Annotated in this window: 27 protein-coding genes and 3 tRNA genes; 5 read left to right on the forward strand and 25 right to left on the reverse strand. The window is 58.9% G+C overall.

What is annotated here, in order from left to right; genetic code table 11:
* Positions 1-81: 81 nt before the first annotated feature.
* The 12 genes from nuoI to G6N78_RS16390 all read right to left on the reverse strand — a co-directional run bounded on the left by nuoI (position 82) and on the right by G6N78_RS16390 (position 10,580).
* A complete protein-coding gene (gene nuoI, locus G6N78_RS16335) occupies positions 82-573 on the reverse strand; it encodes an NADH-quinone oxidoreductase subunit NuoI (protein WP_165220308.1) in 492 nt (163 codons plus the stop codon).
* A gap of 35 nt (positions 574-608) precedes the next feature.
* Positions 609-1,652, reverse strand: a complete 1,044-nt coding sequence (nuoH, locus tag G6N78_RS16340) for an NADH-quinone oxidoreductase subunit NuoH (protein WP_165220310.1) — start codon at positions 1,650-1,652, stop codon at positions 609-611.
* 14 nt (positions 1,653-1,666) lie between these two features.
* A complete protein-coding gene (gene nuoG / locus G6N78_RS16345; protein WP_165220312.1) occupies positions 1,667-3,748 on the reverse strand; it encodes an NADH-quinone oxidoreductase subunit NuoG in 2,082 nt (693 codons plus the stop codon).
* 66 nt (positions 3,749-3,814) lie between these two features.
* Entirely contained in the window at positions 3,815-4,603 is a 789-nt protein-coding gene (locus G6N78_RS16350) for a helix-hairpin-helix domain-containing protein (RefSeq protein WP_165220314.1), read from the reverse strand.
* Positions 4,604-4,609: 6 nt separating this feature from the next.
* Complete coding sequence (gene nuoF / locus G6N78_RS16355) at positions 4,610-5,914, reverse strand: NADH-quinone oxidoreductase subunit NuoF (protein ID WP_165220316.1); 1,305 nt, start codon at positions 5,912-5,914, stop codon at positions 4,610-4,612.
* A 10-nt stretch (positions 5,915-5,924) separates the two neighbouring features.
* Positions 5,925-7,073, reverse strand: a complete 1,149-nt coding sequence (locus G6N78_RS16360) for an NADH-quinone oxidoreductase subunit E (protein ID WP_165220318.1) — start codon at positions 7,071-7,073, stop codon at positions 5,925-5,927.
* Positions 7,074-7,089: 16 nt separating this feature from the next.
* Positions 7,090-7,341, reverse strand: coding sequence for a hypothetical protein (locus G6N78_RS16365; protein WP_165220320.1), 252 nt, complete (start codon positions 7,339-7,341; stop codon positions 7,090-7,092).
* A complete protein-coding gene (locus G6N78_RS16370; RefSeq protein WP_165220322.1) occupies positions 7,341-8,531 on the reverse strand; it encodes an NADH-quinone oxidoreductase subunit D in 1,191 nt (396 codons plus the stop codon). Before G6N78_RS16370 ends, G6N78_RS16365 begins: the two co-directional genes overlap by 1 nt.
* Positions 8,532-8,591: 60 nt before the next feature.
* The gene (locus G6N78_RS16375) at positions 8,592-8,933 is read right to left on the reverse strand and encodes a four helix bundle protein (protein WP_234905971.1); all 342 of its coding nucleotides are present in this window, start codon (positions 8,931-8,933) and stop codon (positions 8,592-8,594) included.
* A gap of 91 nt (positions 8,934-9,024) precedes the next feature.
* Positions 9,025-9,627: an NADH-quinone oxidoreductase subunit C gene (locus tag G6N78_RS16380; RefSeq protein WP_165220324.1), complete on the reverse strand. Its 603-nt coding sequence runs from the start codon at positions 9,625-9,627 to the stop codon at positions 9,025-9,027.
* A 15-nt stretch (positions 9,628-9,642) separates the two neighbouring features.
* Entirely contained in the window at positions 9,643-10,224 is a 582-nt protein-coding gene (locus tag G6N78_RS16385) for a NuoB/complex I 20 kDa subunit family protein (RefSeq protein ID WP_165220326.1), read from the reverse strand.
* Positions 10,215-10,580, reverse strand: a complete 366-nt coding sequence (locus G6N78_RS16390; RefSeq protein ID WP_165220328.1) for an NADH-quinone oxidoreductase subunit A — start codon at positions 10,578-10,580, stop codon at positions 10,215-10,217. The genes G6N78_RS16385 and G6N78_RS16390 overlap by 10 nt, the downstream gene beginning before the upstream one ends.
* Positions 10,581-11,055: 475 nt before the next feature.
* Here G6N78_RS16390 and G6N78_RS16395 point away from each other — a divergent pair, with 475 nt between their 5' ends.
* Entirely contained in the window at positions 11,056-11,280 is a 225-nt protein-coding gene (locus tag G6N78_RS16395; protein ID WP_165220330.1) for a hypothetical protein, read from the forward strand.
* Between the two features lie 65 nt (positions 11,281-11,345).
* On the opposite strand, the gene G6N78_RS16400 is transcribed toward G6N78_RS16395, so the two are convergent.
* Positions 11,346-11,422 (reverse strand) — tRNA-Asp (locus G6N78_RS16400).
* Between the two features lie 39 nt (positions 11,423-11,461).
* Positions 11,462-11,538 (reverse strand) — tRNA-Asp (locus tag G6N78_RS16405).
* A 335-nt stretch (positions 11,539-11,873) separates the two neighbouring features.
* On the opposite strand from G6N78_RS16405, the gene G6N78_RS16410 reads away from it, so the two are divergent.
* Positions 11,874-11,949, forward strand: a tRNA-Val gene (locus tag G6N78_RS16410).
* An 8-nt stretch (positions 11,950-11,957) separates the two neighbouring features.
* Here G6N78_RS16410 and G6N78_RS16415 read toward each other — a convergent pair.
* From G6N78_RS16415 to G6N78_RS16430, 4 genes are all read right to left on the reverse strand, one after another.
* Positions 11,958-13,112, reverse strand: coding sequence for a tyrosine-type recombinase/integrase (locus G6N78_RS16415; protein WP_234905822.1), 1,155 nt, complete (start codon positions 13,110-13,112; stop codon positions 11,958-11,960).
* 340 nt (positions 13,113-13,452) lie between these two features.
* Positions 13,453-13,638, reverse strand: coding sequence for a hypothetical protein (locus G6N78_RS16420; protein WP_165220336.1), 186 nt, complete (start codon positions 13,636-13,638; stop codon positions 13,453-13,455).
* A gap of 16 nt (positions 13,639-13,654) precedes the next feature.
* Positions 13,655-15,271, reverse strand: a complete 1,617-nt coding sequence (locus tag G6N78_RS16425; protein ID WP_165220339.1) for a hypothetical protein — start codon at positions 15,269-15,271, stop codon at positions 13,655-13,657.
* A gap of 50 nt (positions 15,272-15,321) precedes the next feature.
* Positions 15,322-15,495, reverse strand: coding sequence for an Arc family DNA-binding protein (locus G6N78_RS16430; RefSeq protein ID WP_165220342.1), 174 nt, complete (start codon positions 15,493-15,495; stop codon positions 15,322-15,324).
* 103 nt (positions 15,496-15,598) lie between these two features.
* Between G6N78_RS16430 and G6N78_RS16435 the strand changes: the two genes are divergently transcribed.
* Positions 15,599-16,057: an Arc family DNA-binding protein gene (locus tag G6N78_RS16435; protein ID WP_165220345.1), complete on the forward strand. Its 459-nt coding sequence runs from the start codon at positions 15,599-15,601 to the stop codon at positions 16,055-16,057.
* Positions 16,058-16,369: 312 nt separating this feature from the next.
* Here G6N78_RS16435 and G6N78_RS16440 read toward each other — a convergent pair whose 3' ends face one another.
* Both G6N78_RS16440 and G6N78_RS16445 read right to left on the reverse strand, forming a co-directional pair.
* Positions 16,370-16,564, reverse strand: a complete 195-nt coding sequence (locus G6N78_RS16440; RefSeq protein WP_165220348.1) for a hypothetical protein — start codon at positions 16,562-16,564, stop codon at positions 16,370-16,372.
* Between the two features lie 48 nt (positions 16,565-16,612).
* A complete protein-coding gene (locus G6N78_RS16445) occupies positions 16,613-16,807 on the reverse strand; it encodes a hypothetical protein (protein WP_165220351.1) in 195 nt (64 codons plus the stop codon).
* A 1,261-nt stretch (positions 16,808-18,068) separates the two neighbouring features.
* Between G6N78_RS16445 and G6N78_RS16450 the strand changes: the two genes are divergently transcribed.
* Positions 18,069-19,016, forward strand: a complete 948-nt coding sequence (locus G6N78_RS16450) for a hypothetical protein (protein WP_165220354.1) — start codon at positions 18,069-18,071, stop codon at positions 19,014-19,016.
* Positions 19,017-19,038: 22 nt separating this feature from the next.
* Positions 19,039-19,638: a hypothetical protein gene (locus G6N78_RS16455; protein ID WP_165220357.1), complete on the forward strand. Its 600-nt coding sequence runs from the start codon at positions 19,039-19,041 to the stop codon at positions 19,636-19,638.
* 317 nt (positions 19,639-19,955) lie between these two features.
* On the opposite strand, the gene G6N78_RS16460 is transcribed toward G6N78_RS16455, so the two are convergent.
* From G6N78_RS16460 to G6N78_RS16480, 5 genes are all read right to left on the reverse strand, one after another.
* On the reverse strand, positions 19,956-21,593 hold the full coding sequence (locus G6N78_RS16460) for a phage major capsid protein (RefSeq protein WP_165220359.1): 1,638 nt from the start codon (positions 21,591-21,593) through the stop codon (positions 19,956-19,958).
* An 83-nt stretch (positions 21,594-21,676) separates the two neighbouring features.
* On the reverse strand, positions 21,677-22,300 hold the full coding sequence (locus G6N78_RS16465; protein ID WP_165220362.1) for a hypothetical protein: 624 nt from the start codon (positions 22,298-22,300) through the stop codon (positions 21,677-21,679).
* A 36-nt stretch (positions 22,301-22,336) separates the two neighbouring features.
* A complete protein-coding gene (locus G6N78_RS16470) occupies positions 22,337-22,798 on the reverse strand; it encodes a hypothetical protein (protein ID WP_165220365.1) in 462 nt (153 codons plus the stop codon).
* A gap of 930 nt (positions 22,799-23,728) precedes the next feature.
* Entirely contained in the window at positions 23,729-25,135 is a 1,407-nt protein-coding gene (locus G6N78_RS16475; protein WP_165220368.1) for an AAA family ATPase, read from the reverse strand.
* Complete coding sequence (locus G6N78_RS16480; protein ID WP_165220371.1) at positions 25,119-25,775, reverse strand: hypothetical protein; 657 nt, start codon at positions 25,773-25,775, stop codon at positions 25,119-25,121. The genes G6N78_RS16475 and G6N78_RS16480 overlap by 17 nt, the downstream gene beginning before the upstream one ends.
* Between the last annotated feature and the right edge of the window lie 45 nt (positions 25,776-25,820).

A 25,820-nucleotide genomic window follows, 5' to 3' on the forward strand; every position in this document is an offset into this window, starting at 1 on the left:
GCGGTCGGTTTTACCGGCCAGGTTCAAAGCTTCAATATCGGTCCGGCACAGGAGCGATCCGGCGCCGGCAGTGTCAATCGATCAACGATACGGCGCATCCATCGAGATGTTGCGCGCGATTTCACGTTCCCAGCGGTCGCCATTGTCCAGCAGACGCTGCTTGTCGAAGTAGAGCTCTTCGCGGGTCTCCGTGGAGAACTCGAAGTTCGGGCCTTCGACGATGGCATCGACTGGGCAGGCTTCCTGGCAGAAGCCGCAATAGATGCACTTCACCATGTCGATGTCGTAACGCACCGTGCGGCGGGTGCCGTCGTTGCGGCGCGGACCGGCTTCGATGGTGATGGCCTGGGCAGGACAGATCGCCTCGCACAGCTTGCAGGCGATGCAGCGTTCCTCGCCGTTCGGATAACGGCGCAGCGCATGTTCACCACGGAAGCGCGGCGAGACCGGCCCCTTTTCGAACGGGTAGTTGATGGTGGCCTTCTGTTTGAAGAAGTAGCGCATCGACAGGAAAAACGCCCCGACGAACTCCTTCAGAAACAGCGAACTGACGGAATGTGCCAGACTTGCCATTGTTATTCTCCATTTCAGCCGGTCGGCGGCGCCCCTTAGGCGCCAGCCGTCAGCTTGACAACGAATGCAGTCACGATGACCAGGACGAGCGACAGCGGAAGGAAGACCTTCCAGCCGAGACGCATCAGCTGGTCGTAGCGGTAGCGCGGAACGAAGGCCTTCACCATGGCGAACATGAAGAAGACGAACCCGGCCTTCAGGATGAACCAGATGATGCCCGGGACCCAGTTCAGGAACCACACATCCACCGGCGGAAGCCAGCCACCCAGGAAGAGGATGGTGGTGAGCGCGCACATCAGGACGATGGCCGCATATTCACCCAGCATGAACATCATGTACGGGGTGGAGCCATATTCGACCATGAAGCCCGCGACAAGTTCCGATTCCGCTTCCGGAAGATCGAAGGGCGGACGGTTGGTTTCCGCGAGCGCCGAGATGAAGAAGATCACCATGGCCGGGAACAGGACGAGCCAGTTCCAGTCGAGGAAGGTGTTCGGCAGGCCGAGCATGGTGCCGATGCCATCCTTCTGCGCGAAAACGATATCCGAGAGGTTCAGCGAACCGACCGTCAGCAGAACGGTGACGATGATGAGGCCCATCGAGACTTCGTAGGACACCATCTGTGCCGCCGAGCGCAGCGCGCCGAGGAACGGATACTTCGAGTTCGACGCCCAGCCACCCATGATGATGCCGTAGACTTCGAGCGAGGAGATCGCAAAGACGTAGAGGATGCCGACATTGATGTTGGCGATCACCCAGTTTTCGTTGACCGGCACGACCGCCCAGGTGGCGAGCGCCAGCGTCACCGAGACGAGCGGTGCCAGCAGGAAGACGCCCTTGTTGGCGCCGGCTGGAATGATCGGCTCCTTGAAGACGAACTTCAGAAGGTCGGCGAAGGACTGGAACAGACCCCAGGGACCAACGACGTTCGGGCCACGGCGCAGCTGAACGGCAGCCCAGATCTTGCGGTCAGCCAAGAGAATGTAGGCGATGAAGACCAGAAGGCAGACCAGCAGCAACAGGGACTGACCGATCATGACGATCGCCGGCCAGAGATAGGTCAAGAAGAAAGAGTCCATGTTATTTTAAGCCTTTACTCTGCCGCAGCCTTGAAGTTGTTGCGGGCCAGCGCAGAACATTCCGCCATCACGGCCGAAGCACGTGCGATCGGGTTCGTGAGATAGAAGTCTTTGATCGGCGACGCAAACCCGGACTTCGACATGCTCACCGGTTTTTTGGCGAGCGTGTCAATCTGGTCGGCGGTGCCCGGCGCAATCTCGTCCAGCTCGCGGAAATGCGGGTAGGCCGCATAGAGTTTCTGGCGCAGCTGCGACAGCGAATCAAACGGCAGCTTCTTGCCGAGCACGTCGGAGAGTGCGCGCAGGATCGCCCATTCCTCGCGGGCTTCACCCGGTGCGAAACCGGCGCGGTTGCCCATCTGGACGCGGCCTTCGAGGTTGACCCAGGTGCCCGACTTTTCCGTATAGGCAGCGCCCGGCAGGATGACGTCGGCATGGTGTGCACCGGCATCGCCGTGGCTGCCGATATAAACGGTGAACTTCGCGTGCTTGGAGGAGAATTCCATCTCGTCCGCACCGAGCAGGAAGAGCACGTCCATGGAGCGCAGCATGGTCGCGGCATTGGCGCCATTGGCCCCCGGCACGAAGCCGAGATCCAGGCCACCGACGCGTGAGGCGGCGGTGTGGATGACACCGAAACCGTTCCACTCTTCGCCGACCGCACCAACCGATTCGGCAAGGCTTGCCGCTGCAGCCAGGATGCTGTCGCCGTCTTCGCGCACAAGTGCGCCAGGACCGACGATGATCATCGGCTTCTTGGCGGCGCGCAGCTTTTCGATAAAGCTGTTCGAGCCGTTCACCAGCTCGTTCAGCGTATCGGTGCCGGCGCCGAGGTACTCGTAGGTGTAGCGCAGGTCGGAGGCTTCGCCGATCACGCCGACCGGCAGCGTGCCACGGCGCCAGCGCTTGCGGATGCGAGCGTTCAGCACAGCCGCCTCGAAGCGCGGATTGGCACCGATCAGCAGCAGCGCGTCAGCATCCTCGATGCCCTGGATGGTCGGGTTGAAGAGATAGGCAGCGCGGCCGAGCGACGGGTCGAGCTTGGCGCCATCCTGGCGGCAATCCATGTTCTGCGAACCAAGCGCGGTCAGCAGTTCCTTCATCGCATACATTTCCTCGACCGAGGCCATGTCGCCGGCAATCGCACCGACGCGGGCGCCGGTGGTGGCGGAGACTGCGGCCTTGATCGCGGCAAAGGCATCACCCCAGGTGGCGGGCTGCAGACGACCGTCGCGGCGCACATACGGCCGGTCGAGACGCTGGGTCTTCAGGCCATCCCAGATGAAACGGGTCTTGTCGGAGATCCACTCCTCGTTCACCTGCTCGTTGACGCGTGGCATGATGCGCATCACTTCGCGGCCACGGGTATCGACACGGATCGCCGAGCCGACAGCATCCATGACGTCGATCGATTCGGTCTTGCCGAGTTCCCACGGACGGGCGGTGAAGGCAAAGGGACGCGAGGTCAGAGCGCCGACCGGGCAGAGGTCGATCACGTTGCCCTGCAGTTCGGAGGTCATCGCCTGTTCGAGATAGGTGGTGATTTCCGCATCCTCACCGCGGCCGATCAGGCCGAGTTCGGAAATGCCGGCGACTTCCGTCGTAAAACGGACGCAGCGCGTGCAGTGGATGCAGCGGTTCATCACCGTCTTGACGAGCGGGCCGATATACTTGTCTTCGACCGCGCGCTTGTTTTCCGTGTAGCGCGAGGCGTCCATGCCGAATGCCATGGCCTGGTCCTGCAGGTCGCACTCGCCGCCCTGGTCGCAGATCGGGCAATCAAGCGGGTGGTTGATGAGCAGGAACTCCATCACCCCTTCGCGTGCCTTCTTGACCATCGGCGTGTTGGTGTACACTTCCGGCAGTTCGCCGTTCGGCCCGCCACGGATGTCGCGCACGCCCATAGCGCAGGAGGCTGCCGGCTTCGGCGGGCCACCCTTCACCTCGATCAGACACATGCGGCAGTTACCGGCCACCGACAGGCGTTCATGGAAACAGAAGCGCGGAACTTCGGCACCAGCTTCCTCGCACGCCTGCAACAGCGTGAAGTGATCCGGAACCTCGATCTCTTTGCCGTCTACCTTGAGCTTAACCATCGTCACTTACGTCCTGTTTCCAGTCCCCTGCCCTCTTCGATCGGAAGAGACCAGCGACACATTCCGTCACCGCAGCAGGGCCTTTGCCTGCGCGATCCAATTGTCCTTCGCAATACGGCCATCGAGACCAAGCTCGCGGTCGACATGCTCCACATCCTTATCCGTCCAGGCGGCGATCTGCGCGAAACGGGTCACACCCATGCCACCCAGCATCTCCGCCAGCTTCGGGCCGATGCCGGAGATCTTCTTCAGATCATCGGCGGCCTTGGCTGCCTTCTTGCGCGGCTGCGGCTTTGCGGCCACCGCCACCGGCTGTGTCGCCACCGGGGCAACCGCTGCCTTTTCAGCCTTCACAGGCTTTGCAGGCTTCTCCGCCTTCGGCCCGACCTTCGGCTTTGCCTTAGCAACCGGCTCAGCCTTTGCCGCGGGCTTCTCCGCAGGCACGGCGGCGACCTTTGCTGCCGGCTTCGGTTTTGCCACCTTTGCCACCGGCTTTTCGGCAGGCTTGGTTGCGACCGAAGGCTTTGCCTCGGGTGCCGCAGCCTTCGCCACCACCGGTGCCGGCACCATCTCGACCTTGACCGGCTCGGCGGCCTTCACGATCGGCTGGACCGGCGCTTCAGGCGCCTTTGGCTGAGCCGCCACGGACGGCTTGGCCGTCGCTTCCATGGCCGCCTGCATCATGCCGAAGAAGGCGCTGGCGAACTGGGTGCTGAGGGCCATGCCGGCCGCCGTTGCCGCCGCCATGACTTCCATCGGGTTGGCCGGCGCGCGCTCGGCAAACGGCAGAGAAAATCCGATCGACGGTTTGTCCGTCGATTGATCCGTACCAGTCTTGCCTGCGTCACCTGCCATCCGTTGTCACTCCGCTGCTTCGAGTACCGCGCCTTCGCTGGTCGCACGGGCGGTGTACTGGTCGATCCGCTGTTCGATCTCCGGACGAAAGTTGCGGATCAGGCCCTGGATCGGCCAGGCGGCCGCATCACCCAGAGCACAGATCGTGTGTCCTTCGATCTGCTTGGAAACCTGGAACAGCATGTCGATCTCGCGCTTCTGCGCGTTGCCCTTCACCATGCGCTCCAGAACACGCATCATCCAGCCGGTGCCTTCACGGCACGGCGTGCACTGGCCGCAGCTTTCATGCTTGAAGAAAGCCGCAATGCGCCAGATCGCCTTGATGATGTCCGTGGACTTGTCCATCACGATCATGCCGCCGGTGCCGAACGAGGATTTGACCTCGCGCATGCCGTCGAAATCCATGATCGCATCGGCCATGTCTTCACCGCGCACGACCGGGCAGGACGCGCCGCCCGGGATGACGGCCAGAAGATTGTCCCAGCCGCCGCGAATGCCACCACAGTGGCGCTCGATGAGTTCGCGGAAGGAATGGCCCATCGCTTCTTCGAAGGTGCAGGGCTTGTTGACGTGGCCCGAGACCATGAACAGCTTGGTGCCGACATTGTTGGCACGTCCGATCGAGGAGAACCAGGAGGCGCCGCGACGCAGGATGGTCGGGGCAACGGCGATCGATTCGACGTTGTTGACCGTGGTCGGGCAGCCATAGAGGCCCATGTTGGCCGGGAACGGCGGCTTCAGGCGCGGCTGGCCCTTCTTGCCTTCGAGGCTTTCGAGCAGCGCGGTTTCCTCGCCGCAGATATAGGCGCCGGCGCCGTGATGGACGTAGATGTCGAAATCCCAGCCGCACTTGTTGTTCGTGCCGAGGAGGCCGGCATCGTAGCACTCGTCGATCGCCGCCTGCAGCGCCTCACGTTCGCGGATATATTCGCCGCGCACATAGATATAGGCCGTGTGGGCACCCATGGCGAAACCGGCGATCACGCAGCCTTCGATCAGCGTATGCGGATCGTGGCGCATGATGTCGCGGTCCTTGCAGGTGCCGGGCTCGGACTCGTCCGCATTGACCACGAGGTAATGCGGGCGGCCGTCGCTTTCCTTCGGCATGAAGGACCATTTCAGGCCCGTCGGGAAGCCTGCACCACCACGACCGCGAAGACCGGACGCCTTCATCTCGTTGATGATCCAGTCGCGGCCCTTTTCGATGATCTGCTTGGTTCCATCCCAATGGCCACGGCTCATGGCGCCCTTCACGGACTTGTCCTTGAGACCGTAGATATTGGTAAAGATGCGATCCTGATCCTTAAGCATGTCTCACCTCTTACCGCGGCTTCTTGCCGAAAACCCGGACATATTCTTCTTCACCGCCACGCGCGAGCGCATCGGCCTGGCGGATCCAGTCATCGCGCTGGATGCGGCCGCCGAACTTCAGGTAGCTATCCACCCAGGCCGACTGTTCCGGCGTAAAGGCCGCAACCTGTGCGAAGGTGTAGATGCCGAGTTCGTGCAGCGTATTTTCGATCTTCGGGCCGACGCCGGAGATCAGCTTCAGGTCATCGACGACCGCCGGCTTCTCGATGGCCTGCGGACGCGACGGATCGTCGAGCGAAACCTTGACCGGTGCGCCTTCGGCGGTGCTGCCGGGCGCCTTCGGATCCGGATCGGAGGCCTTGGTGGCCGAGAGCGGACCGGCTTCGGCAGCCTTGGCATTGGCTTCCGCCGCGGCCGGTGCCGTGACCGGCGTCTTCAGCGAGGCATTGGTCTCGGCGGCGGTGTCCTTCGGACGAGCAGCTTCGGCGGGCGGCACCTGAGCCGCCGGCGCTTCCGGCTGGGCTTCGAGGTTGGTGCGGACCGGCTTCACCTCTTCGAGAAGCGTGACCGGGCCACCTTCCGGTGCGGAGGTGTGACGATCGACCTGCGGGCCGGTCTTCACGTCTGCGCCCTTGCCTGCCTCGAACGCATCGATGATCTCTTCGAGACGCTCGGGCGTCAGGTCCTCATAGGCGTCCTTGAAGATCATCACCATCGGCGCGTTGACGCAGGCGCCCTGACATTCGACCTCTTCCCAGGAGAGCGTGCCGGAGGCGTTCAGCGCGAAGGGATCGTGATGGATCTTGCGCTTGCAGACCTCCATCAGCGCTTCGGAACCTCTGAGCATGCACGGCGTTGTACCGCACACCTGGACGTGCGCCTTCGTGCCGATCGGCTTCAGCTGGAACTGCGTGTAGAAGGTCGCAACCTCCAGTACGCGGATATAGGGCATCGACAGCTTTTCGGCGACGAATTCGATCGCCGCGCGCGTGACCCAGCCGTCCTGCTCCTGCGCACGCATGAGCAGCGGGATGACCGCCGATTGCTGGCGCCCTTCCGGGTATTTCCGGATCGTCGCTTCCGCCCAGGCTGCGTTATCCGCAGTGAAGGCAAAAGCGGCCGGCTGGAACTGATCTTCGGCTAGTCGACGAACGGACATTCTTTCTCACGCCTTATCAATTGATCGATGCACAACGCGTCTTCGTGACATTGACGAATTCGCAGGCATAAGCAGACGTACCCTTCTGCATGAAAACGATCAGCTTCGATCCATTGGGCACGGCAGACTTGATTTCATACTCCCTGGAGAGAAGTTGCGCCATGGTGGCGTCGCCTCCCCGCTCCGTCCCGACGGCTGCTCCGAGCGACTGCGCAAACGCAGCCGTCGAAAACAGGCAAGCCAGGAGAGCGAGAGCGACGCGGGCCATCAGCGGTCCACCTCTCCGAACACGATATCGAGCGACCCGAGCACGGCCGACACGTCGGCGAGCTGGTGGCCACGGCACATGAAGTCCATCGACTGCAGGTGTGCGTAACCCGGGGCGCGGATCTTGCAGCGATACGGCTTGTTGGTGCCATCCGAGACGAGGTAGACGCCGAATTCGCCCTTCGGCGCTTCGACGGCGGCATAGACCTCGCCGGCCGGCACGTGGAAACCTTCGGTGTAGAGCTTGAAATGGTGGATGAGGGCTTCCATCGAGCGCTTCATCTCGCCACGCTTCGGCGGAACGACCTTGCCGTCGATCGACGAGACCGGGCCGGTCTTGGCATCCGACAGCAGGCGGTTGACGCACTGCTTCATGATCTTCACCGATTCCTGCATTTCGATCATGCGGATCAGGTAACGATCGTAGCAGTCGCCGTTCTTGCCGATCGCGATGTCGAAATCGAGGTCCGCATAGCACTCGTAGGGCTGCGACTTGCGCAGGTCCCACTTGGCGCCGGAACCGCGCACCATGACGCCGGAGAAACCCCAGGCCCAGGCGTCTTCCAGCTTCACGACGCCGATATCGACGTTGCGCTGCTTGAAGATGCGGTTGTCGGTGATGAGCCCGTGGATGTCATCGAGCTTTTCCGGGAACTGGTCGCACCACTTGCCGATATCCTCGACGAGTTCGACCGGCAGGTCCTGGTGGACACCACCCGGACGGAAATAGGCGGCGTGCATGCGCGAGCCGGAGGCGCGCTCATAAAACACCATCAGCTTCTCGCGCTCTTCGAAACCCCAGAGCGGCGGCGTCAGCGCGCCGACGTCCATGGCCTGCGTCGTGACGTTCAGAAGATGCGACAGGATGCGGCCGATTTCCGAATAGAGCACGCGGATCAACTGGCCGCGGATCGGAACCGTGATGCCGAGCAGCTTTTCCACCGCCAGACAGTAGGCATGCTCCTGGTTCATCGGCGCGACGTAATCGAGGCGGTCGAAGTAAGGCAGCGCCTGCAGATAGGTCTTGGCCTCGATCAGCTTTTCGGTGCCGCGGTGCAAAAGGCCGATATGCGGGTCCACGCGCTCGACGATTTCACCGTCCAGCTCGAGAACCAGCCGCAGAACGCCGTGCGCCGCAGGGTGCTGCGGGCCGAAGTTGATGTTGAAATTGCGGACGTTGTGTTCAGTCATTGGCGCGCTCCGCGCTGGTGATTAGCGAATAGCGAATAGCGAATAGTTGATCCAGTCCGCTCATGTCTTCTCCTGCAGGCTTCGGATCAGCGAACGCATCATCTTTCCGATTTCATCACATTGATCGATCAAGCTCTGAAACTCCTGCCCAGGAATGGTGTCCACCCTGCGCGCAATGATGAGATGCGTTTCCAACTCCTTCAACGATCCTTGCGCGATTCTCAGAAACTGAACGAAACTTCCGGTGTTTTCCCGTCCGTGGCCTTCCGCGATATTGGCCGCCACGGAGGTTGACGCCCGCCTGATTTGCGACGTCAAACCGTAAAGCTCGCTCTTCGGAAAATCTTCGGTGCAACGATAACATTGAACAGCGAGTTCAATTGCTTGCTGCCACACCTTCAGATCTTTGTAAGAGCTGATCGTCTGCCTTGTCCTTTCTGTATGGCGACAACTATTCGCTATTCGCTACTCGCTATTCGCCCCAAAAAACCGTTTAAGCCTTTGCCTTCTCATCCCCCGGCAGCACGTAATCCGTGCCTTCCCAGGGGCTCAAGAAATCGAAGCTGCGGAATTCCTGCCTGAGGTTGACGGGTTCGTAGACGACGCGCTTGGCGCTGTCGTCGTAGCGCACCTCGACAAAACCCGTGAGCGGGAAATCCTTGCGCAGCGGATGGCCTTCGAAACCGTAATCGGTGAGGATGCGGCGCAGGTCCGGGTGACCGGTGAACATGATGCCGTAGAGATCCCAGGCCTCGCGTTCGAACCAGTCGGCGCCCGGATAGACGGAACAGGCCGACGGCACTGCTTCGTCCTCCGCCGTCTCCACCTTGACGCGCACGCGCATATTCTGGCGCGGCGAGAGCAGATGGTAGACCACGTCGAAGCGGCGCGCGCGCTGCGGCCAGTCGACGCCGCAGACATCGATCATGTTGACGAAACCGCACTGCACGTCGTCGCGCAGGAAGGTCAAGAGCGGGATCAGCTTGTCGGCATCCGCCGTCAGCGTCAGCTCGCCATAGGCAACCGTCGAGGATGCGACAAGACCCGGCCGCACTTCGGCGAGGTAGGAGGCGAATTCGTTCAGGGCTTCACTCATAATGCGTCCTCGCCCTTAGCGTTCGATCGTTCCGGTCCGGCGGATCTTCTTCTGCAGCAGAAGCACGCCGTACAGCAGCGCTTCCGCCGTGGGGGGACAGCCGGGAACGTAGATATCCACCGGCACCACGCGGTCGCAACCACGCACCACCGAATAGGAATAGTGATAGTAGCCGCCGCCATTGGCACAGGAGCCCATGGAGATGACATAGCGCGGCTCCGGCATCTGGTCATAGACCTTGCGCAGAGCGGGCGCCATCTTGTTGGTCAGCGTGCCGGCAACGATCATCACGTCGGACTGACGCGGGCTGGCGCGTGGCGCAAAACCGAACCGCTCGACGTCATAGCGCGGCATCGAGAGCTGCATCATTTCCACGGCGCAGCAGGCGAGACCGAAGGTCATCCACATCAGCGAGCCGGTGCGGGCCCAGTTGATCAACTCGTCGGTCGAGGTGACGAGAAAACCCTTGTCGGCGAGCTCATTGTTGATCTCGCCGAAGAAAGCGTCGTCGCTGCCGATGGGCTTGCCCGTGCGGGGATCGATGATCCCCTTGGGCTGCGGCGCCATGAGGGTGGAGGAATTGTCCACTACTCCCATTCCAGCGCTCCTTTCTTCCATTCATAGATAAAGCCGATGGTCAGAACCCCGAGGAAGACCATCATGGACCAGAAGCCGAACCAGCCGATTTCCCCGAAGGACACAGCCCAGGGGAAGAGGAACGCCACTTCCAGGTCGAAAATGATGAAGAGGATCGACACCAGGTAAAAGCGAATGTCGAACTTCATGCGCGCGTCGTCGAAGGCGTTGAAACCGCATTCGTAGGCCGAGAGCTTTTCCGAATCGGGCGCCTTGTAGGCAACGGCGAACGGCGCAATCAGAAGCGCGATGCCGATCACGAGAGAGATGCCTATGAAGATCGCTATCGGAACATAGGAACTCAGGAGTTCTGTCATGGTATTCGATCCCTGCTTGCCAAGCAGTGCCGGGCGGCACGAAAGCGAATGCGCGGCAAGCGAACGTGCATTGCAACAAGCCGTGACTAGCGCAGGCAGGGTCCGGGCGCAAGAGCTTTGAACGACCGGTCCCGCACCAAAATGGCACAAATCCGAATGCCCGCTATGTATTGCTTCAGACTTCGGCCCGCCACGGGAACATATCAGCAAAAACTGTCGAAGACGCGGAATAACATGATGATGGCCTTCATGTTATCGACACAGCCACCGACCGCGCCGCCCTCGGGCCCAGTCCCGTAACGGCATGCTCCGCAAACAACTGTCTTGACGGCAGATAAGGGTGGAACAGAGCCCGTGCAATGGTCCCGCCGACTATTTTAGCACACCGAGATAAAACGTCGCACCCAAAGAGATAGACCCCGCCTGGCACATATCGGCGCCGCACGAGTTGGGGCCTCAACAGGAGAGAAAAATCATGGCCAATCACGAAAAGATGAGCACCGGCAGCAATGACCGCCCGAAGAACGCCAGCATCGCCCAGACGGGTCCGGGGCCGCCCGACGATTCGAGCGCTCCGATCACGCCCTCGCCCGAGGACGAACAGGCAGTGCGGCGCGCACTCGACACGCCCTCGCCCCGCGAACGGTTGACGCGAGAGGTGGACGAAGAGATCAAGGCCTCCGCGCGCGGCTCCGAGTGAGCCAATAACCCTGCTGTCCATCGCCTCCGGCGATCGTCAAGACATTCCGAAAGAGAGACAGGAAATGGCGCGAGTGACGGGGCTCGAACCCGCGACCTCCGGCGTGACAGGCCGGCACTCTAACCGACTGAGCTACACCCGCGCATTGCTGCCACATGAAGCGGCAAGGTCTTGAATTGAATGGCGCGAGTGACGGGGCTCGAACCCGCGACCTCCGGCGTGACAGGCCGGCACTCTAACCGACTGAGCTACACCCGCGCATTTCAAAGGGGAAAACCAACCCCGTCGATCGGCAGCGCCAATCGATGTGCGGCTCTCTAAGGGGTTCATCTGGAGGTGTCAAGCAGGTTTGAAGACAAAACCGTGACGAAGCGGAAAATGATGCCGCCCCCTTTCCCCAAGCATCCACAGGGCTGTGGATGATGCGCCATGCGCCTTTGCTCAAATACCCGGTTTTGCAGGGATTTTCCGTGAACCCACACCGGTCGGCGCGAAAAAAATCAAAAAAACTTCACAAACACTCTTGCGTCTTTTCCGCGATCCGCATAGATCACGGCCACCGACGCGGCGGACACTGGTTCGCTGAAACGTCCGGGCGATTAGCTCAGTTGGTAGAGCGCTTCGTTTACACCGAAGATGTCGGGAGTTCGAGTCTCTCATCGCCCACCATCCCCAAATTATGGGTTTGATTTCTCATCTCTTTTTCCCTCGTTTGTCTCGCTTGTCTTTCCGCCGCCGGAAAACGAGACACTTTTGAGTTTTTCATGCGCTTGTCGACGCTCGTAGGCGTTCACCCTGAGCTTCCGTTTTTCCGCCTGATCGATGTAGATTTGCGCAGTTCTGAGGTTCGACCATCCGAACACGGCGCATAACTCCGGCGCGCTTGCACCGCTCTCGGCATAGGCCACAGCCGCTGCCTTTCTAAGGCCATGCGCTGAACACTCCAGGAGCCCAGCTTCGACGCACCAGCGTTTGAACGCGTTGCCGAAGCTCTCGATCGTGAACGATGCGTTTCGGGCATTCATTATATAGCTGCTGCCTGTCGGCGTTTTCTGCAACGCCTCGATCAGCTCCGGCGTTAGACGAGATTCGATCTCGACCGGGAAGCGGTTCCGAGCCTTGTAGGCCGTAAACCGCAGCCAACGCTGACCGTCTCGCATGAACTCGTTGCGGGGACCGATCGATGCGGCATCGGATCGCCGGGCGCCGACGGTGATCATGACTTCCATCGCCAGACGCGGCACGGTCCCGATCGGCCAATGCGCGCGATAGATATCGATCTCGGCGGGCGTCCAGGTGTGGAAGCCGCCTTTCTTCCGGTTGATAGGCGCGATGCCAATGGCCGGATTGTGGCTCATCAGTTTCGGATTACGCTTCATGGCCCAGTTGAAGACGGCGCGAAGCACCTTCACCAACTTGTCGGCAGCGCCCGGTGTATCCTTCCGGGCGAGCTGACTTCGCTCCATGTCCTCGCGTCGGTACTTCTTATAGGGATGATCTCCCGCCTTCTCCGCGAACCGGCTCAATACGCTTCGCTTGTCCTTCTGCGTGGCCTTGTCCAGCCGCATGAACTCCGGCGATCGGTAATACTGGTCGAACAGCCAGTTGAATGTCTCTTCCCGAATCACAGGGGCTTTCGGCTTTGCCGCTTCCTCACCGGCGGCATCACCCCGCAACTCCGTAATAGCCGCGAAATAGGCCAGCATGAAATCCTGCGTGATCTCGCCAGCCGCATCCTTGAACGGCTGGCGAATGCGCTTCTTTTGGAACCGCCCGCCGATCTTCAGGCGAACATAAAAGCGGTCCCTTCCCTTCTCATCCGGATCATGCACCAGGTATCGCAGTTGGGTTTTCATCAAACCACGACCCCGTCAAACGGGTTTGGTCCGTCGTCGAGGGCATCACCCTCGGCCGCTTCCTGAAGGTCGCGCCAGGCGCTTCGAACCTTCTCGGCATCCCATAGAGCAATACCGCCCACCCTGACAGCCTGAGGCATCCTGCCGGCTCGAACCCATCCGTCAAAGGTTGACGGGGAAATTCCGAGCGTAGCCGCCGCTTCGTCGCGCCTCAGGGCGATTCTCTGCAGGGAAATCGTTCGAAGTGTCGGCTGAACGCTCTTCCTCTTCCGAATTGGCGGCTTGCCGCTCTCCTCTGATGTCGCTACCCGAGCCATCACTCTTCCTCGATAAGATCAGATTCCGCGTACCAATAGGCATCACGCCCGGCGATCTTCAGATCGAGGCGGACGAAGTAGCGATGACGGCCAGTGATAGCTTCCGCCCGCACTTCGATCCTGCCGGACTTGCGGCTTCTCAAGATCGTCACCCGTTGGCCAAGGCCAAACTTGAGCTTTTCCATGATTCCCGCCCCGCCATCATGCCGACGCCGACGCCTGCGCGTCCACCAGGTCGATACGGCTCAAGGCGGTATCAAGGCAGCGGGCGGCGGCTTCCGTCGTGCGGGCGATGTCGGAAATGACCTGATGACAATCCGCGAAGGGCGTGGCCAGCGGCATCACGGTAATCTGTCGAAGCGCCTGGTGCGCCAGCCGCACCATGGCTTGCGCTTCCCGCACGACCTCGTAGACCGCGTCGAGATCGGCCGCTTGACCGATGCGTTCGGCGGACTTTGAGACAGGCGCGGCCTCCAACTCTTGCTTACGGAAGAAAGTCAGAGCACTGCACACCAGAGGCTTGACCAAGGGACTGGCGCAAGCAAATCCATCAAGTTCTCGAACGACCACTTCGAGCGCCAGCAAGCTTTCCGGAACACTGACAGCTGCCCCCTTCCACTCGGAAAGCACATCCATCGGGCACCCGTATGTCTCTTGATCGAAGCCCTCCGGAGGTTCGCCATCGAAGTGCGCGGCTTCATACGCGGCCATCCCGCGATGATAGTCGGCGATTGCTTGCGTAAGGCTGAGTGTGGCCGACCCAACATCAGCCGACGCATCGAGGTCCGTTGTACCGGCATCGCGGGCAGATAGCCCCTCGCCCCGCCCCTGCGCGTCCACCAGGTCAATACGGCTCAAGGCGGTATCGAGGCAGCGGGCGGCTGCTTCCGTCGTGCGGGCGATGTCGGAAATGTCCTGATGAAAATCCGCGAAGGGCGTGGCCAACGGCATCACGGCAATCTGCCGGAGCGCCTGGCGGGCAAGCCGCACCATGGCTTGCGCCTCCCTTACACCGTCATAGATCCGGTCCCTGTCAATGTTCAGCGTCTCGCTTGCGTCAAGCTTCACCACATCGGCATCATCACCGACCGGTACCTTTTCGAGAAAACCGAGTGCGGCAGACACAAGGGAGAAGATGAGAGGTGATTCTTCGAAGTCCTTTGCTTCATCTCGGACCAGCCGCAGCGCCTCCAGCGCATCAGCCATATTGGCCGCCGGACTATTCCACGCTTTCAGCGCCTCAAGCTGCGACGTCCAGGGCCGAACCTCGGTCATGTCCGGTTCGACACGGTGCAGATCTTCGGCCATTGCCCGTTCCCATGTCGCGCGGAATGTCGCTATTGTCTCAGAAAGACCGAGCGTTGAAGTCTCGCCAGCAGACGGCACATCAGTCTTCGCTTGAAAGGATTGCTCCCGGAAAAAGGGAGCCAGACTGCGCAACCATTCCGCCATCTCGTCGGCATATTCAGAGGCCTCCGGCGTAAAAAGCCACAGTTTGGCATCCTCGAACTTGAGAAGGCCGTCAGCCGGGCTTTTGACCGGATGTCCGTAAAACTCGAGGCGATACTTCAGCGCGTTCCTGTCGCGCTGGGCCATAGCCCTCCGGATCTGTCGAACTTCAGGCAGTTCCTCGAACAAGGCCTGCGCATAATTGCCTTTGCCATGCTCCGCCTGAAAAGCCGGCAGATGCTGCTTCCTCAGATCCTGAAGTTTTTCCTCCAAGGCGTCGAACGCGATGTTATTGAAGTCGTACTTCCACTGCAGCGCCTGCAGCCCGGGACTTGCCTCGGCAAGGGCTTTCGGTGTATTGCTGTCCATGTTCATTACTCCTTTTGGGGTGTGGTTAGAAAAGCCGACGCACGAGTTTCCTAGGCTCGCGGTGCGTCGGCTTTTTCGTTTTCCAGCGGATCGAACATCGCCCGATGTAAGTGAAATACGATCTCGGCATTCATAGATCGCTGGTTCCGCTCTGCCTCTTCTTTGATTCTCGATCTCAATCCGTCAGGCATACGAACGAAATATGTCTCGCGTTCGCTTTTCATATTCATCTCCATAGGTGCAAGTTGCATCTATGCATACGCTGACATAATGGGTGCATGATTGCAAGTCGCACTCATTGATTTTTTGGGTGCAAGTTGCAATCACATGGCTATGAGTGATGAAAACAAATACCCGAGCCAGTTAGCTGAACGCTTTCAGATCCGATTGCCGGATGGGATGAGACAGATCCTCAAGGATGCCGCGGCTGAAAACGGCCGCTCGATGAATTCGGAGATCATCGTCCGGCTACAGGAGAGCTTGGAATTTCAGCAGTACGTCGCCGCACATCCGGTCCCGCCTGATGAAGTCATTGATGAATATTTTGATCGACAAGCCTCAAGCGAGCCCCTACCGGTGGCAGACGCTCCGAAGGCGGTAACGGCCAAGTCTTCGATCGACGATATCGCTGGAGTGTGCTGGCAGATGATTGCGAGGGAGAGTAAGCCGCTGCCGCGTGATAAGATTGAAGAGCTCGAAATGCTCTACCTCAGTATCAAGGAACGGGAAGCTGAAGACAGGCGCAAGTTCATCCAGCTCGCTAAAGATCTGCTGCGATCGCGATAACCCTGTTTCTGGGTGCCGATAACCTGATATTTTCGGAACGCAGAGCGGTTCAGAAAGGTCGCTGCACCCATGTCCGAAGCGCAACCAACCCAAACAACTCGCACCAGAGTCAGCGAAAAGGCGCTACGCCTTACTCTGAAGGCTATAATGGATGCCGGACTGACGATCGACAGAGTGTCAATAACAGGCGCCCGTGTCGACATTCACTGCTCGCCTGTCAGCACTGACCAGCAGGATAGCCGTCGCACAGGTTTTCAACCGGAGCCCTGGTAAGGCCCGATCTGAAGGCGGAAATTATTTCCGACGTGTCCTTCAGAAATACCCTCTGGAACTAGCCTCAAACTGATCCGGCATCAGTTCGTCTCCACTACGGGCGCGATCGCCGTTGATGACGACGGTGCCATCCGGCTCGATCCGAACGGTGCGGATCTCGACGCCAGCCTTTTGCACCGCCTTGATTGCCCGCGTGATCGCGTCCTGCGTAAAGGGTATTGTTCGCCGTCCCATGCTTGATCTTCCGCGTTGTCCATTCAGCCACGCACGGTGTGCAGGCACTTAGAGATAAGGCTTCGGCCGCGACACAAGTTCTGCATGCATAAGAGCGTCGTCGCTGTCGATGCAGTCGCCGTTGATGACGACGGCGCCATCCGACTCGATCCGCACGCTTCGAATCTCGATACCAGACTGTTTCACCGCGCGAATGGCACGCACCACGCTGTCCTGTGTGAAGGGTATCTTTCGCCGTCCCATGGCCCTCCTTTCGAAGTCTTGCGGCGGTCCTTACCGGATCGCCACGCCGTCGGGAAGCATACGTGGAAGACCGCGCCGTTCACAGTAAACGCGGGACTTACTGCGTGATGATTCGGTGTTCGCCAATAAGATTTTGAAAAGACTTCGGTTTTCTTGCTTCGGAAGACGTTTCCGCTGTGTTCTCACCAAGAACGAATCAAGAAGGGCGCAGACGCAAGTGCAAAAAACGAGGAAAATCTTCCAAAATCGCACGGAAGATAAAAATATAAAGAAAAAATCTTCTACGGTCTGTGGAAATGTGGGGATGAAACACGCATTGCTTGACTCGAGTCAGCCTAATGGTTGATTAATCCTCCGTCGACGCAGAATCATCTGCGATGACCGACACGACAAAGCCGGGGGTGCAACCCCGGCTCCGTGTCGCAACCGCAACGACCTTGGAGGGCTTGCGGACGCTGTTAACACACCGGAGGAGTACTCCGTCAACGCGTTTCCTGTCAAGTTCTCCAAGGTCATATAAGGACAACTTTATATGACTGCACACATGCGAAGACTGAGCTTTGACGACGCCGTGAAGGTCTGGCTCTACAGATGGAATGGGCAGTTTCAGCACCAAATTGCTGCATACTTTGGCGTAAACCAAGGGCGGATCAATGAGGTTCTGAAAGAGAAGCGTCACGTCGGAAGCCGACAGATCGCCGCCCGAATGAGGGGGGCTTCCTGATGTCAGAGCACTTGCTGAAAATGATCTGCGCTGAATGCAGAATCTCTCCGCAGCTTTCGACGAACTCCGAAGGCGAAGAGTGGTGCACATGTCCCACTTGCGGAGTAGCGGACACAAAGGCGAACGCTGTCGCCGAGATGGCAGCGCATGTTACCGAAGTTAGCGCCCGTGCACTTCAGACCGGTATTCGCCGGTCACTGAGAGGCACCAAGGGCCTCAGGTTCGATGGCAAGCCGATCCCGCAGGGAAGCTATCGGTTCATTGCGGAGCTTAACTCCTGACAGCGGCGGCGGGCTTCGGCCCGCCGTTCACTGATGCCTGAGCCCGATGAGCACAGCCGGCACTTTGTGCTGAAGACCTTTTCGGTATGCCGTCGTAATCCGCGCTGGGGTCTGAATGGCAGCTATTGATGTGCATACAACAATCCTAATGACATCCCGCTCGGACAACGGATCAATCCTGCGCAGGATGATGAAGCCTCTTGACTCGCGCTACCTTGCGTGACGAACTTCGTGCCTAAGTTGCTAAGGGACGCGTATGCTCCAGAAAAATCGTCGATACGTTCTATATTTTGACTTGTCTATGGCTCCGCATCCAGCCGATGCGCCGCCCATCGATTTGGCCGTGGTTTTGCCTGAGTTGAAGAAAAGATGCGACAATGGCGTAGCTGTCGAGACGATTGATGCCGAGCGGAGAATAATTCGACTCAGCAATATGGCGATCGTCAAGCTGGCAGACGGCAGTGACGGAATGGCTATGCTCTTCTGTCTCGGAGACAGGGAGAAGGCTGATACTGGCGTGACAAATGTTCACACAGGGAAGGTGAGGATCTTCGAGAAAGACAATGATGAAGTGGGCGGGCTATCGGTGCACGTAGTTGCTAGAATGACCCCCGCAACGCCAGGCAGCTTTTTCTACCGTATGGTGATGGAAGATGTCCCGGGTTTCGGGAGAACATTGATCCAGAACTTTCTTCGGTCGCAGTTCCGGGTCATTTGCGACGAATTGAGCTTCACCTTCAAGCGTAACGAAAAAAGCGAGGTAAAAACTCGCCCGATGGTCGAGCTAGTCGGTCACGCATCCGAAAAGCTGAAAAATTCGATCGCAGAAGGACGCCTACTTCACGTTGAACTGATCGATTATGTTGAACAGGACTTTGGGTTCGACGAGGCGAAGTTCATCAAGCAGGCACGCAAAAATCTGAACCTCTCCATCTCAAAGAAACTCCCCGAAGGCGATCAACTTAGCATGGTCGAGAAAATCAAGGTATGGGCAAAGGGAGCCGGATATGAGAGCATGAGGGTCCGGTGGAAGGATCCCGAGAGCACAAAGCCCCAGAGCGCCAAGCTAGATACTGCCAAGCAGGACGCTGGTGAAGCGTTTTTTATCCGTACGGCTGAGGTCAAATTCACAACACCGTTGCCTGATATATGCGAAACAATGAGTGGGGAACTGGTGACCGAAATGAAGAAGCTTCTGGTTTGATATGTGGCGATTATTCGTCCCATTGAAGTATCTGCGAATTAGCCATCCGGAAAAAATCAAGTTTGACCTGGTTTTTCCGGTGGTTTTTGCGTGCTTCTTTTTCCTGCCTGTCTTCTCCTCGCAGTTTCGGGAAGATGCCCTCAAAGGCATAGACGTATTGGGGCGTTCAAGCGACCTTCTCAGCATACTCACTGGTTTCTTTGTTGCATCGCTTGCTGCTGTGGCAACTTTTGGCGGCGACGAAATGAATCAGCCAATGCCTGGTTCGAGCCCGATGTTGCTAAAACACAGCGGTAGCGCACCGCCAGAAGAGTTAACCCGTCGAAGATTTCTTTGCTTCCTATTTGGATACTTGGCCTTCACCTCCCTCGGTATATACCTCGGGGGATTTGCGTATTTTGCCGTTCAAGCATACATCTTGGAAAAATACTGGCCGGATTCAGTAATTTATTCCTTTGTCGTATTCTGGGGTTTGTACGGGCTGGCTCTCGGCAACCTACTCTCGAATACCCTACTGGGGCTGTTCTATCTGACTGATCGAATTCATCGCCCCAACCACATTGTACGATGGAAGGTCAACAGACCTGAAGATGATGGGAAAACCCCATCCAAAGTAGCTTGACTTCTGTTTGCAGATTTTGGCCGGCCTGCACCTATAGCGAATTCCAGACTGCCATTTCGACCGTCTAGTCTGCCCTCAGGCTGCCATACGAATTGCAAACCGTCTGGAACGACGCTTGCGCCCATCAACTGCCCCCATTGATGAATGTTTGTTCGGCAACCGACACAAGGGCAGACGTTGATAATGCGGCCCAACGACCTGTTGGCAGTATCTCTGGGTCTCATCCGCAAACACCAAACCGCCGGAGCCGATAAACAAGCTCCGGCGGTTCGCCTGGCGCGGGACTCCTCCATACAGGAGCCGCCATCTCGCTGCACTCAGCGAGAAGCTAGAACCACGAACGGCGAGCGCGTTGAACCGCCGTTGAATGGGGTGACAGGGCTTGCAAAGGCCGGCTGTCCATCAACCCGCAGCACAAAGCGCCAGATCAGCTCATCATTGAGGAATCTGACATGAGCGGACAATGCCGGCGTGGTGCCGCCATCGACGATGATGTACTGACCGAGGTCTGCAAGGACGATGTCGCCCTTGGAACCGAGAACAGGGCACTGCTCAACCGCAATCACTGGACGCCCCTTCAAGAGGGGATATTGATTGCCCTCCGACGATCCGGCAGGCATGTAGAGCGACGAGGCAGACGGAGACGGAGATCCGGAAGCGCCGACGACGTTGGTCAACTGCTCAAGCTGCTGCTCCGCATCCTCGTTGACCAGCCATACAGCTCGCTTCCTCGATGGTGCAGGAAGTCGCGACCACATGTTGCGAACGTTTTCGGCGATGATGGTTCCCGACGCCTGCCCCGTTTCCTTGTCGACCACGATTGTCGCGGGTGCATTGACGATGCCGAGCATCTGGCCTGTACCGTTGCCTGAGAGAACCGAGAGATCGAGCTTGAACGAAGCTTCCGCAGCGAACCCGCGACGGATATGCGTCTCCAGCATCGGAACATCCTGCATCAGCTCGGTTGTTCCACGCACCAGGCAGATCAGCTTCTTGCTGGAGAAGTCGATATGCCGGAAGCGCGGTAGCGATGCGCTGACTTCTTCAGCTTCAGCCGCCCAGTACGATTGCAGCCCGCCCCAGCGAGAGCCATCAGCTCGCGACGTTTCATCGACCGCCGGCATCTTGATGTCAGCGAGAGGAGCGGATGTCATCCGGCGATCGCAGCGCGCCGCGATCTCGCTTTCCTCGTAGAGACTGCCGATCAGCTCATTGACAAAGTTCTGCTGGACAAGAAACCCGCCGAAGGCTGCGTCACCTTCATTCAACCCTGTCGGCGCCCGGACAAGGCGCGGATCGGTGTTTTCCGGGCGCAGGACAGCGTTGCGGATTGCAACGAGCTGACTGCCAAGGGTCGGAAACCTGACCCCACCACCGATAGCAGGATCCGCGATAGCCGACGGGTAGACCGCCGGAGCGCCGGCCGCGCGCCGCACGGCGGCGAGTGTGTCTCGGGACATGAGTGTATCCTTTTGATCGAGCGCTTTCTCAGCCCAACTCCGCATTGGCGCCGTGTCGATACCGCAGCTTCGTGCCGACGCCAGTGCAGTCGGTAGTGAGGGAACCGGAACCTGCGAGATTTCAAGAAGATCAACTTGCTCGAAATCGACGCCTCCGGGCCGTGAACGGTCATTTGCCAACCGCCATTTGAGCGGGTTCCAACTGACCGAGGTCGCATTCAGGAAGCCTTCCTTGACCATCCGGAATACGGTTTCCGCCATCGGGTTCATGTCCGCAGTGGCATATTCAACAGTTCCGGACAGCACACCGCCGATTTCTCCAAGCTCGACCACTCGCCCAATGGGGAGTTGCTTCGAATCGTGAGCCCAAAGAAAAACCGGATTACGCAAAAAGTTCGCGAATTCCCATGCGCCGGACAGGATGCGGTGACTGTCACGAGCGACCGTATCGTCGGAAAACCGGTAACGGATCAAACGACCATTGTCGTTTGCCATTGCGACAACACCTGCTGACCGCAGGCAAGCGCCGGAAGGCAAACGACCCTCACGGATAAGAATGGATGTGTCGCTTGCCCGTGTCATGGCTTCACCGCCGGAAGTTCGTTGCGCAGGAGCTGAAGACGCTCCGAGATGTTCGACTGATCAGCTTCAAGCTTCATTCGCTCTGCAGCGTCCATCGCATCTCGGATAGCGGCAATCCGCTGGTTCACGGATTCGAAATTGCTTTCGAACCGGCGACTGATCTTGCCAGTGACAGGGTGTCTCTCAACGATTTCCTGAGAAACTCTTGTCGAGCGATGCGCTTTGTCCAACTCATCACGCATGTCGGAAGTGAACAGATCGATGGCCGGATCGTAGGATTGCAAGAGCTGCCTCGTCAGTTCGTCGAACTGATGATCAAGGTCCTGTCCGACCCACATATGCTTCCGGAACAATTCACCGTAAGCCACCTTTGCATCATGTAAAGCTCTCTCGGCCGCCTGGACGACATCGGCCTGCTTCTTCAGATCAAGTGTCTTTTGATGAAAGTGCTTCTCACGTTGGATGTCGAGCTTATCACGCAATTGCACCGCAACCTTGCGCTCTTCAGCAAGGCGAAGGGCCTTTTCGGCCTTCGCCTTCTGCACAACGCTCGATCCCTGCAACAGCGCCAGCGTCTCGGCAGCGCCTGGTACTTCCGGGAACGTCTCCACCTTGGTCATTGAAGCAACCTTTCTCGTTCGTTCAAGCATCCGCGATTATTGTGGAAACGAAAAGCGCATTTTGTGCCGCCCGTTTCGCTTGTAAAAACAATCACCTGAAAGAATGGCTATCAACCGTTTATCGGAGATCGGAGGCGAACCGTCGCTATGTCTGAAGACGAGAAAGAGCAACTCATCACGCGTTCCGACATAGTTCGGAGGCGGCCGGTCTCGGTCCCGATCATAGCGCCAGCGGCCAGCCTCATAGTTTCGGCATAACCGGCGCAGTTCATCTCGCCGGGCGAGATCCCCACCAATCGTGTAGCCCTCGTACAGCCGCCGCAATGCATCGTCTCTGACGAACATGTCGGCTGGCAGCCCGGCAAGTATGAGAGCCAACCAACCGGCAAGCCACCTCCCATCGTCACCGCCGATGACGTCCGCAGCGACGACAGCGATGCGCTGAAGCCGCTCCCGGTCTTCTCGACTGATCCGGATCTCGGGTACACCCTTGCCCATCGCTCACCCCTTCAAGCGCCGAGAGCGGCGTTCACGGTCGGTGCGAGCCCGTCCTCGGCGTTGACAAGCGACCGAGCAGTAGTGCGGAATTCGTCCGGGCCTGATGACATCGACGAAGAACGGAGCGTTACATTCCCAGCAGATCAAGCCGTCAGATCGATTTGCCTTGCCTGTGTCTTGGGTTGCGCGCCAAGCCTTTTTGCTTTCTCTTCTCGCTACTTCAGAACACTGTTGCGAGCAGTAGCGTGGCTGCCGGCCTCCCCGTCTGTTCCAGAGGAACGACACACCGCATATGGCACACACGATCGGAGGGGCACCGATACCAGGCAAGCCAAGCTGGAGAGCCTCATCTCCCGAGTGGGAAATATTATCTGCTTTCGTCATATTCGACATACAGATACGCTCTAATACGCTGTTTTCATTATCTTTTTTCAATTGCCCGGCCCCCGAAAGTGGGCAGCAAGCCCTGTTGGAAGGGAAATATTCGAGCCGCAAATAAAAAATCTGCGCATGAGACCTGTGCGGTTACGACCCTTGGGTCGGCCTGAGGATTTAAACCCCCTACCCCCTCACTCGCCCGGCCGCCCCGAACTGAAGCGCGTTCGCCTGACTGGTGAGGTCTACTCACGCGCTCCAGTCCGGCACGCCCTACCGCCTCGCCAGACCGACGCTTACCCACACCCGGATGCAGGCCGCTCCAGTTCGCTCCAGTGCTCCAGTCATCACCCCCCCTAAAGGGGGTGTGACTGGACTGCGCCGGACGGCTTGACTGGAGCAAACTCGAGCCGGCCTTCAGAGCATCCTTTGCGCTCCAGTGCTCCAGTCTGCTCCAGTTGGTATATTGAACTGGAGCGCCCTCAAAATCTGAGGGGTTTTGCTCCAGTGCTCCAGTGCGCTCCAGTTCATAAAAAGGACTGGAGCAGCGTGCGATCACACCCATTCTCCGACCCTCACAAACGCGCGGTCACGTCGCTTTTCGTCCTTCACCAGCTCGATCCGGAGCGCGCCGGCGTCGATCCACTTCGCCAGCAGCCTCTTGATCTTGTGGCGCCCCAGAGGGCTGCCGGCATCGATGGTGAGCACCTCCGCGACGACCGTTCCTGCCCAGGTGCTGGCGCGAATATCCTCCCGGAAATCGCCCCTGCTGATCGCCACCTGAACCGCCTTCAGGTTCTCGATCGTCACACCGTCGAAGGCGTCAGGCGGCGCCCAGCGCGACACGACGCCGACGTGATCGCCGTTCGGCAGCACCACGTTGCGCAGCTCGTACCATTCGGACAGCTCCGGCGGCGGCGCCATGTTCGACTTGTCGTCGAAGGCCCGGAAGAAGTTCCGATGCTGGGTGATACCGAACTCTTTCCCTTCGTCTGCCGACATGCGGTTGATGGTTCGAACGACGCGGGCCGCGTCCGTCAAGGCTTTCCCGCCTCGCGAGCTTTCTGCCGTCACCTCCGCATCAGATCCGAGCTTGCGCGTATGGTGCACCAGGTGGATTGCGCAGCCGCAGGCGTCGGCCAAGCGTCCCCAGGTCTTGGCCACCTTGTCGATGGCCATGTTATCGTTCTCGCTGACGGAGTGGCTTGAAACGAACGGATCAACGATCAGCACGTCGATCTTTCTCGCGATCAGCTCTTCAGCCAGAGCCGCGACAACGGGCTTAATGATAACCGTTCTGCCCTTCGGATCGGATTGAGCGATACACAGACCTTGCAACCTACCACTGTCGACGAACAGACCGTCGGACAGATCCTCGGCTGAAATGTCATAATGCTCGCACGCCGCCTGAATTCTTCGTTGCAGCTCGTCGGCAGGGTCTTCAAGGTTCCACAACCAGACCCGCAGACGCTCCTCTGGCTGCTTTCCCAGCAGCGGGCGCCCGCTGACCATGGAAAGCGCCTCGACCATCGTCAGGGAGCTTTTGCCGACGCCACCAGGCGAAACCGTCACGGTGACGAACCCCCGGATCAACTGGCGCCCGTAAAGCCATCGCCGTTTCGGGATGTTTGAAGGGTCCGTCCAGACGTACGGCGTTGCCGTAACGAGTTTCTGGCCATTGGCGGGCGCGTCCCCGAACAGCTCCGGGATGTCGATCTTCTGAGCCTTCAACTCTCGTAGAAGTAGCTCTCTTCCTCGCTGCGGATTCTTGTGGAGATACTCCCTAAGCTCTCGAGCAACAGTAACCTCGTCGAGAGCCGACCACGTTTCGTTCATTATCAACACGTCGAAGGGAACGCGCGTTTCTAGCCCTTTTCGTATCCTTTCCTTCGCGCGGTTGGCGTATTCTTGGAGCTCCTCCTCGGAGACCTGCCTACATTCGATCTTATTCGGCTTTTTCACAGCCTCGCCTCCACTCGTTGGCGCTGTCGCGGATCTGGAGGGCGTCGGATAGAGGCAAGCGATACTTGTAGCAGATCGTTCCGCCGCGCATGCCGCGCTTGCCGAGCAGGTGGCGGATGTAGTTATCGTTTCTGGCCAAACGGCGCCGCTCTGCAGCGTCGTCGATCTTCGCCGGATCAAGCCGATAGGTGTTCGGCAGGCTTCGCTTATTGCCAATCAGCATGGCGTTGCGCAGCGCAAGCCTCGCTGCCTCATAGCGGGCCAAGGTGTCACGGACCATCCACACGAATAGCCGGCACTCCATGACGCTGAGATCGAACCGCGCGACCGTGAAGGAAAAGCAGTCGTCTCGATGGAAAAAGTGCTCCATGGCCCGCGTCAGTCGAGCCTTGCGCCGATCGTCGAGAAGTCGGGCCGAAGGCTTCTTCAGCCCCACGCGATCCCGCAGCCTGTCGCGGCCACGGGACCAGAATTCAATGCCGCCATCGACCATCGATCGCAGGCTCATCATGTCAGATGGGATGAGCTGGTAGGTTGCGATCAGGTCGACGATCTGCATCTCGCCAGCGACCAGGGAAGCAAACGGCGCGGCCAGACGCCCATGCTTAGCCTCAAACTCGGAGCGTAGCCGGTAGGTCATGGATTAACCTCCATACTACGAAAGGGAATGGCAACTACCGGCCTT

This window comes from Allorhizobium pseudoryzae, from assembly GCF_011046245.1.
In the GTDB taxonomy this organism is placed as follows: domain Bacteria; phylum Pseudomonadota; class Alphaproteobacteria; order Rhizobiales; family Rhizobiaceae; genus Neorhizobium; species Neorhizobium pseudoryzae.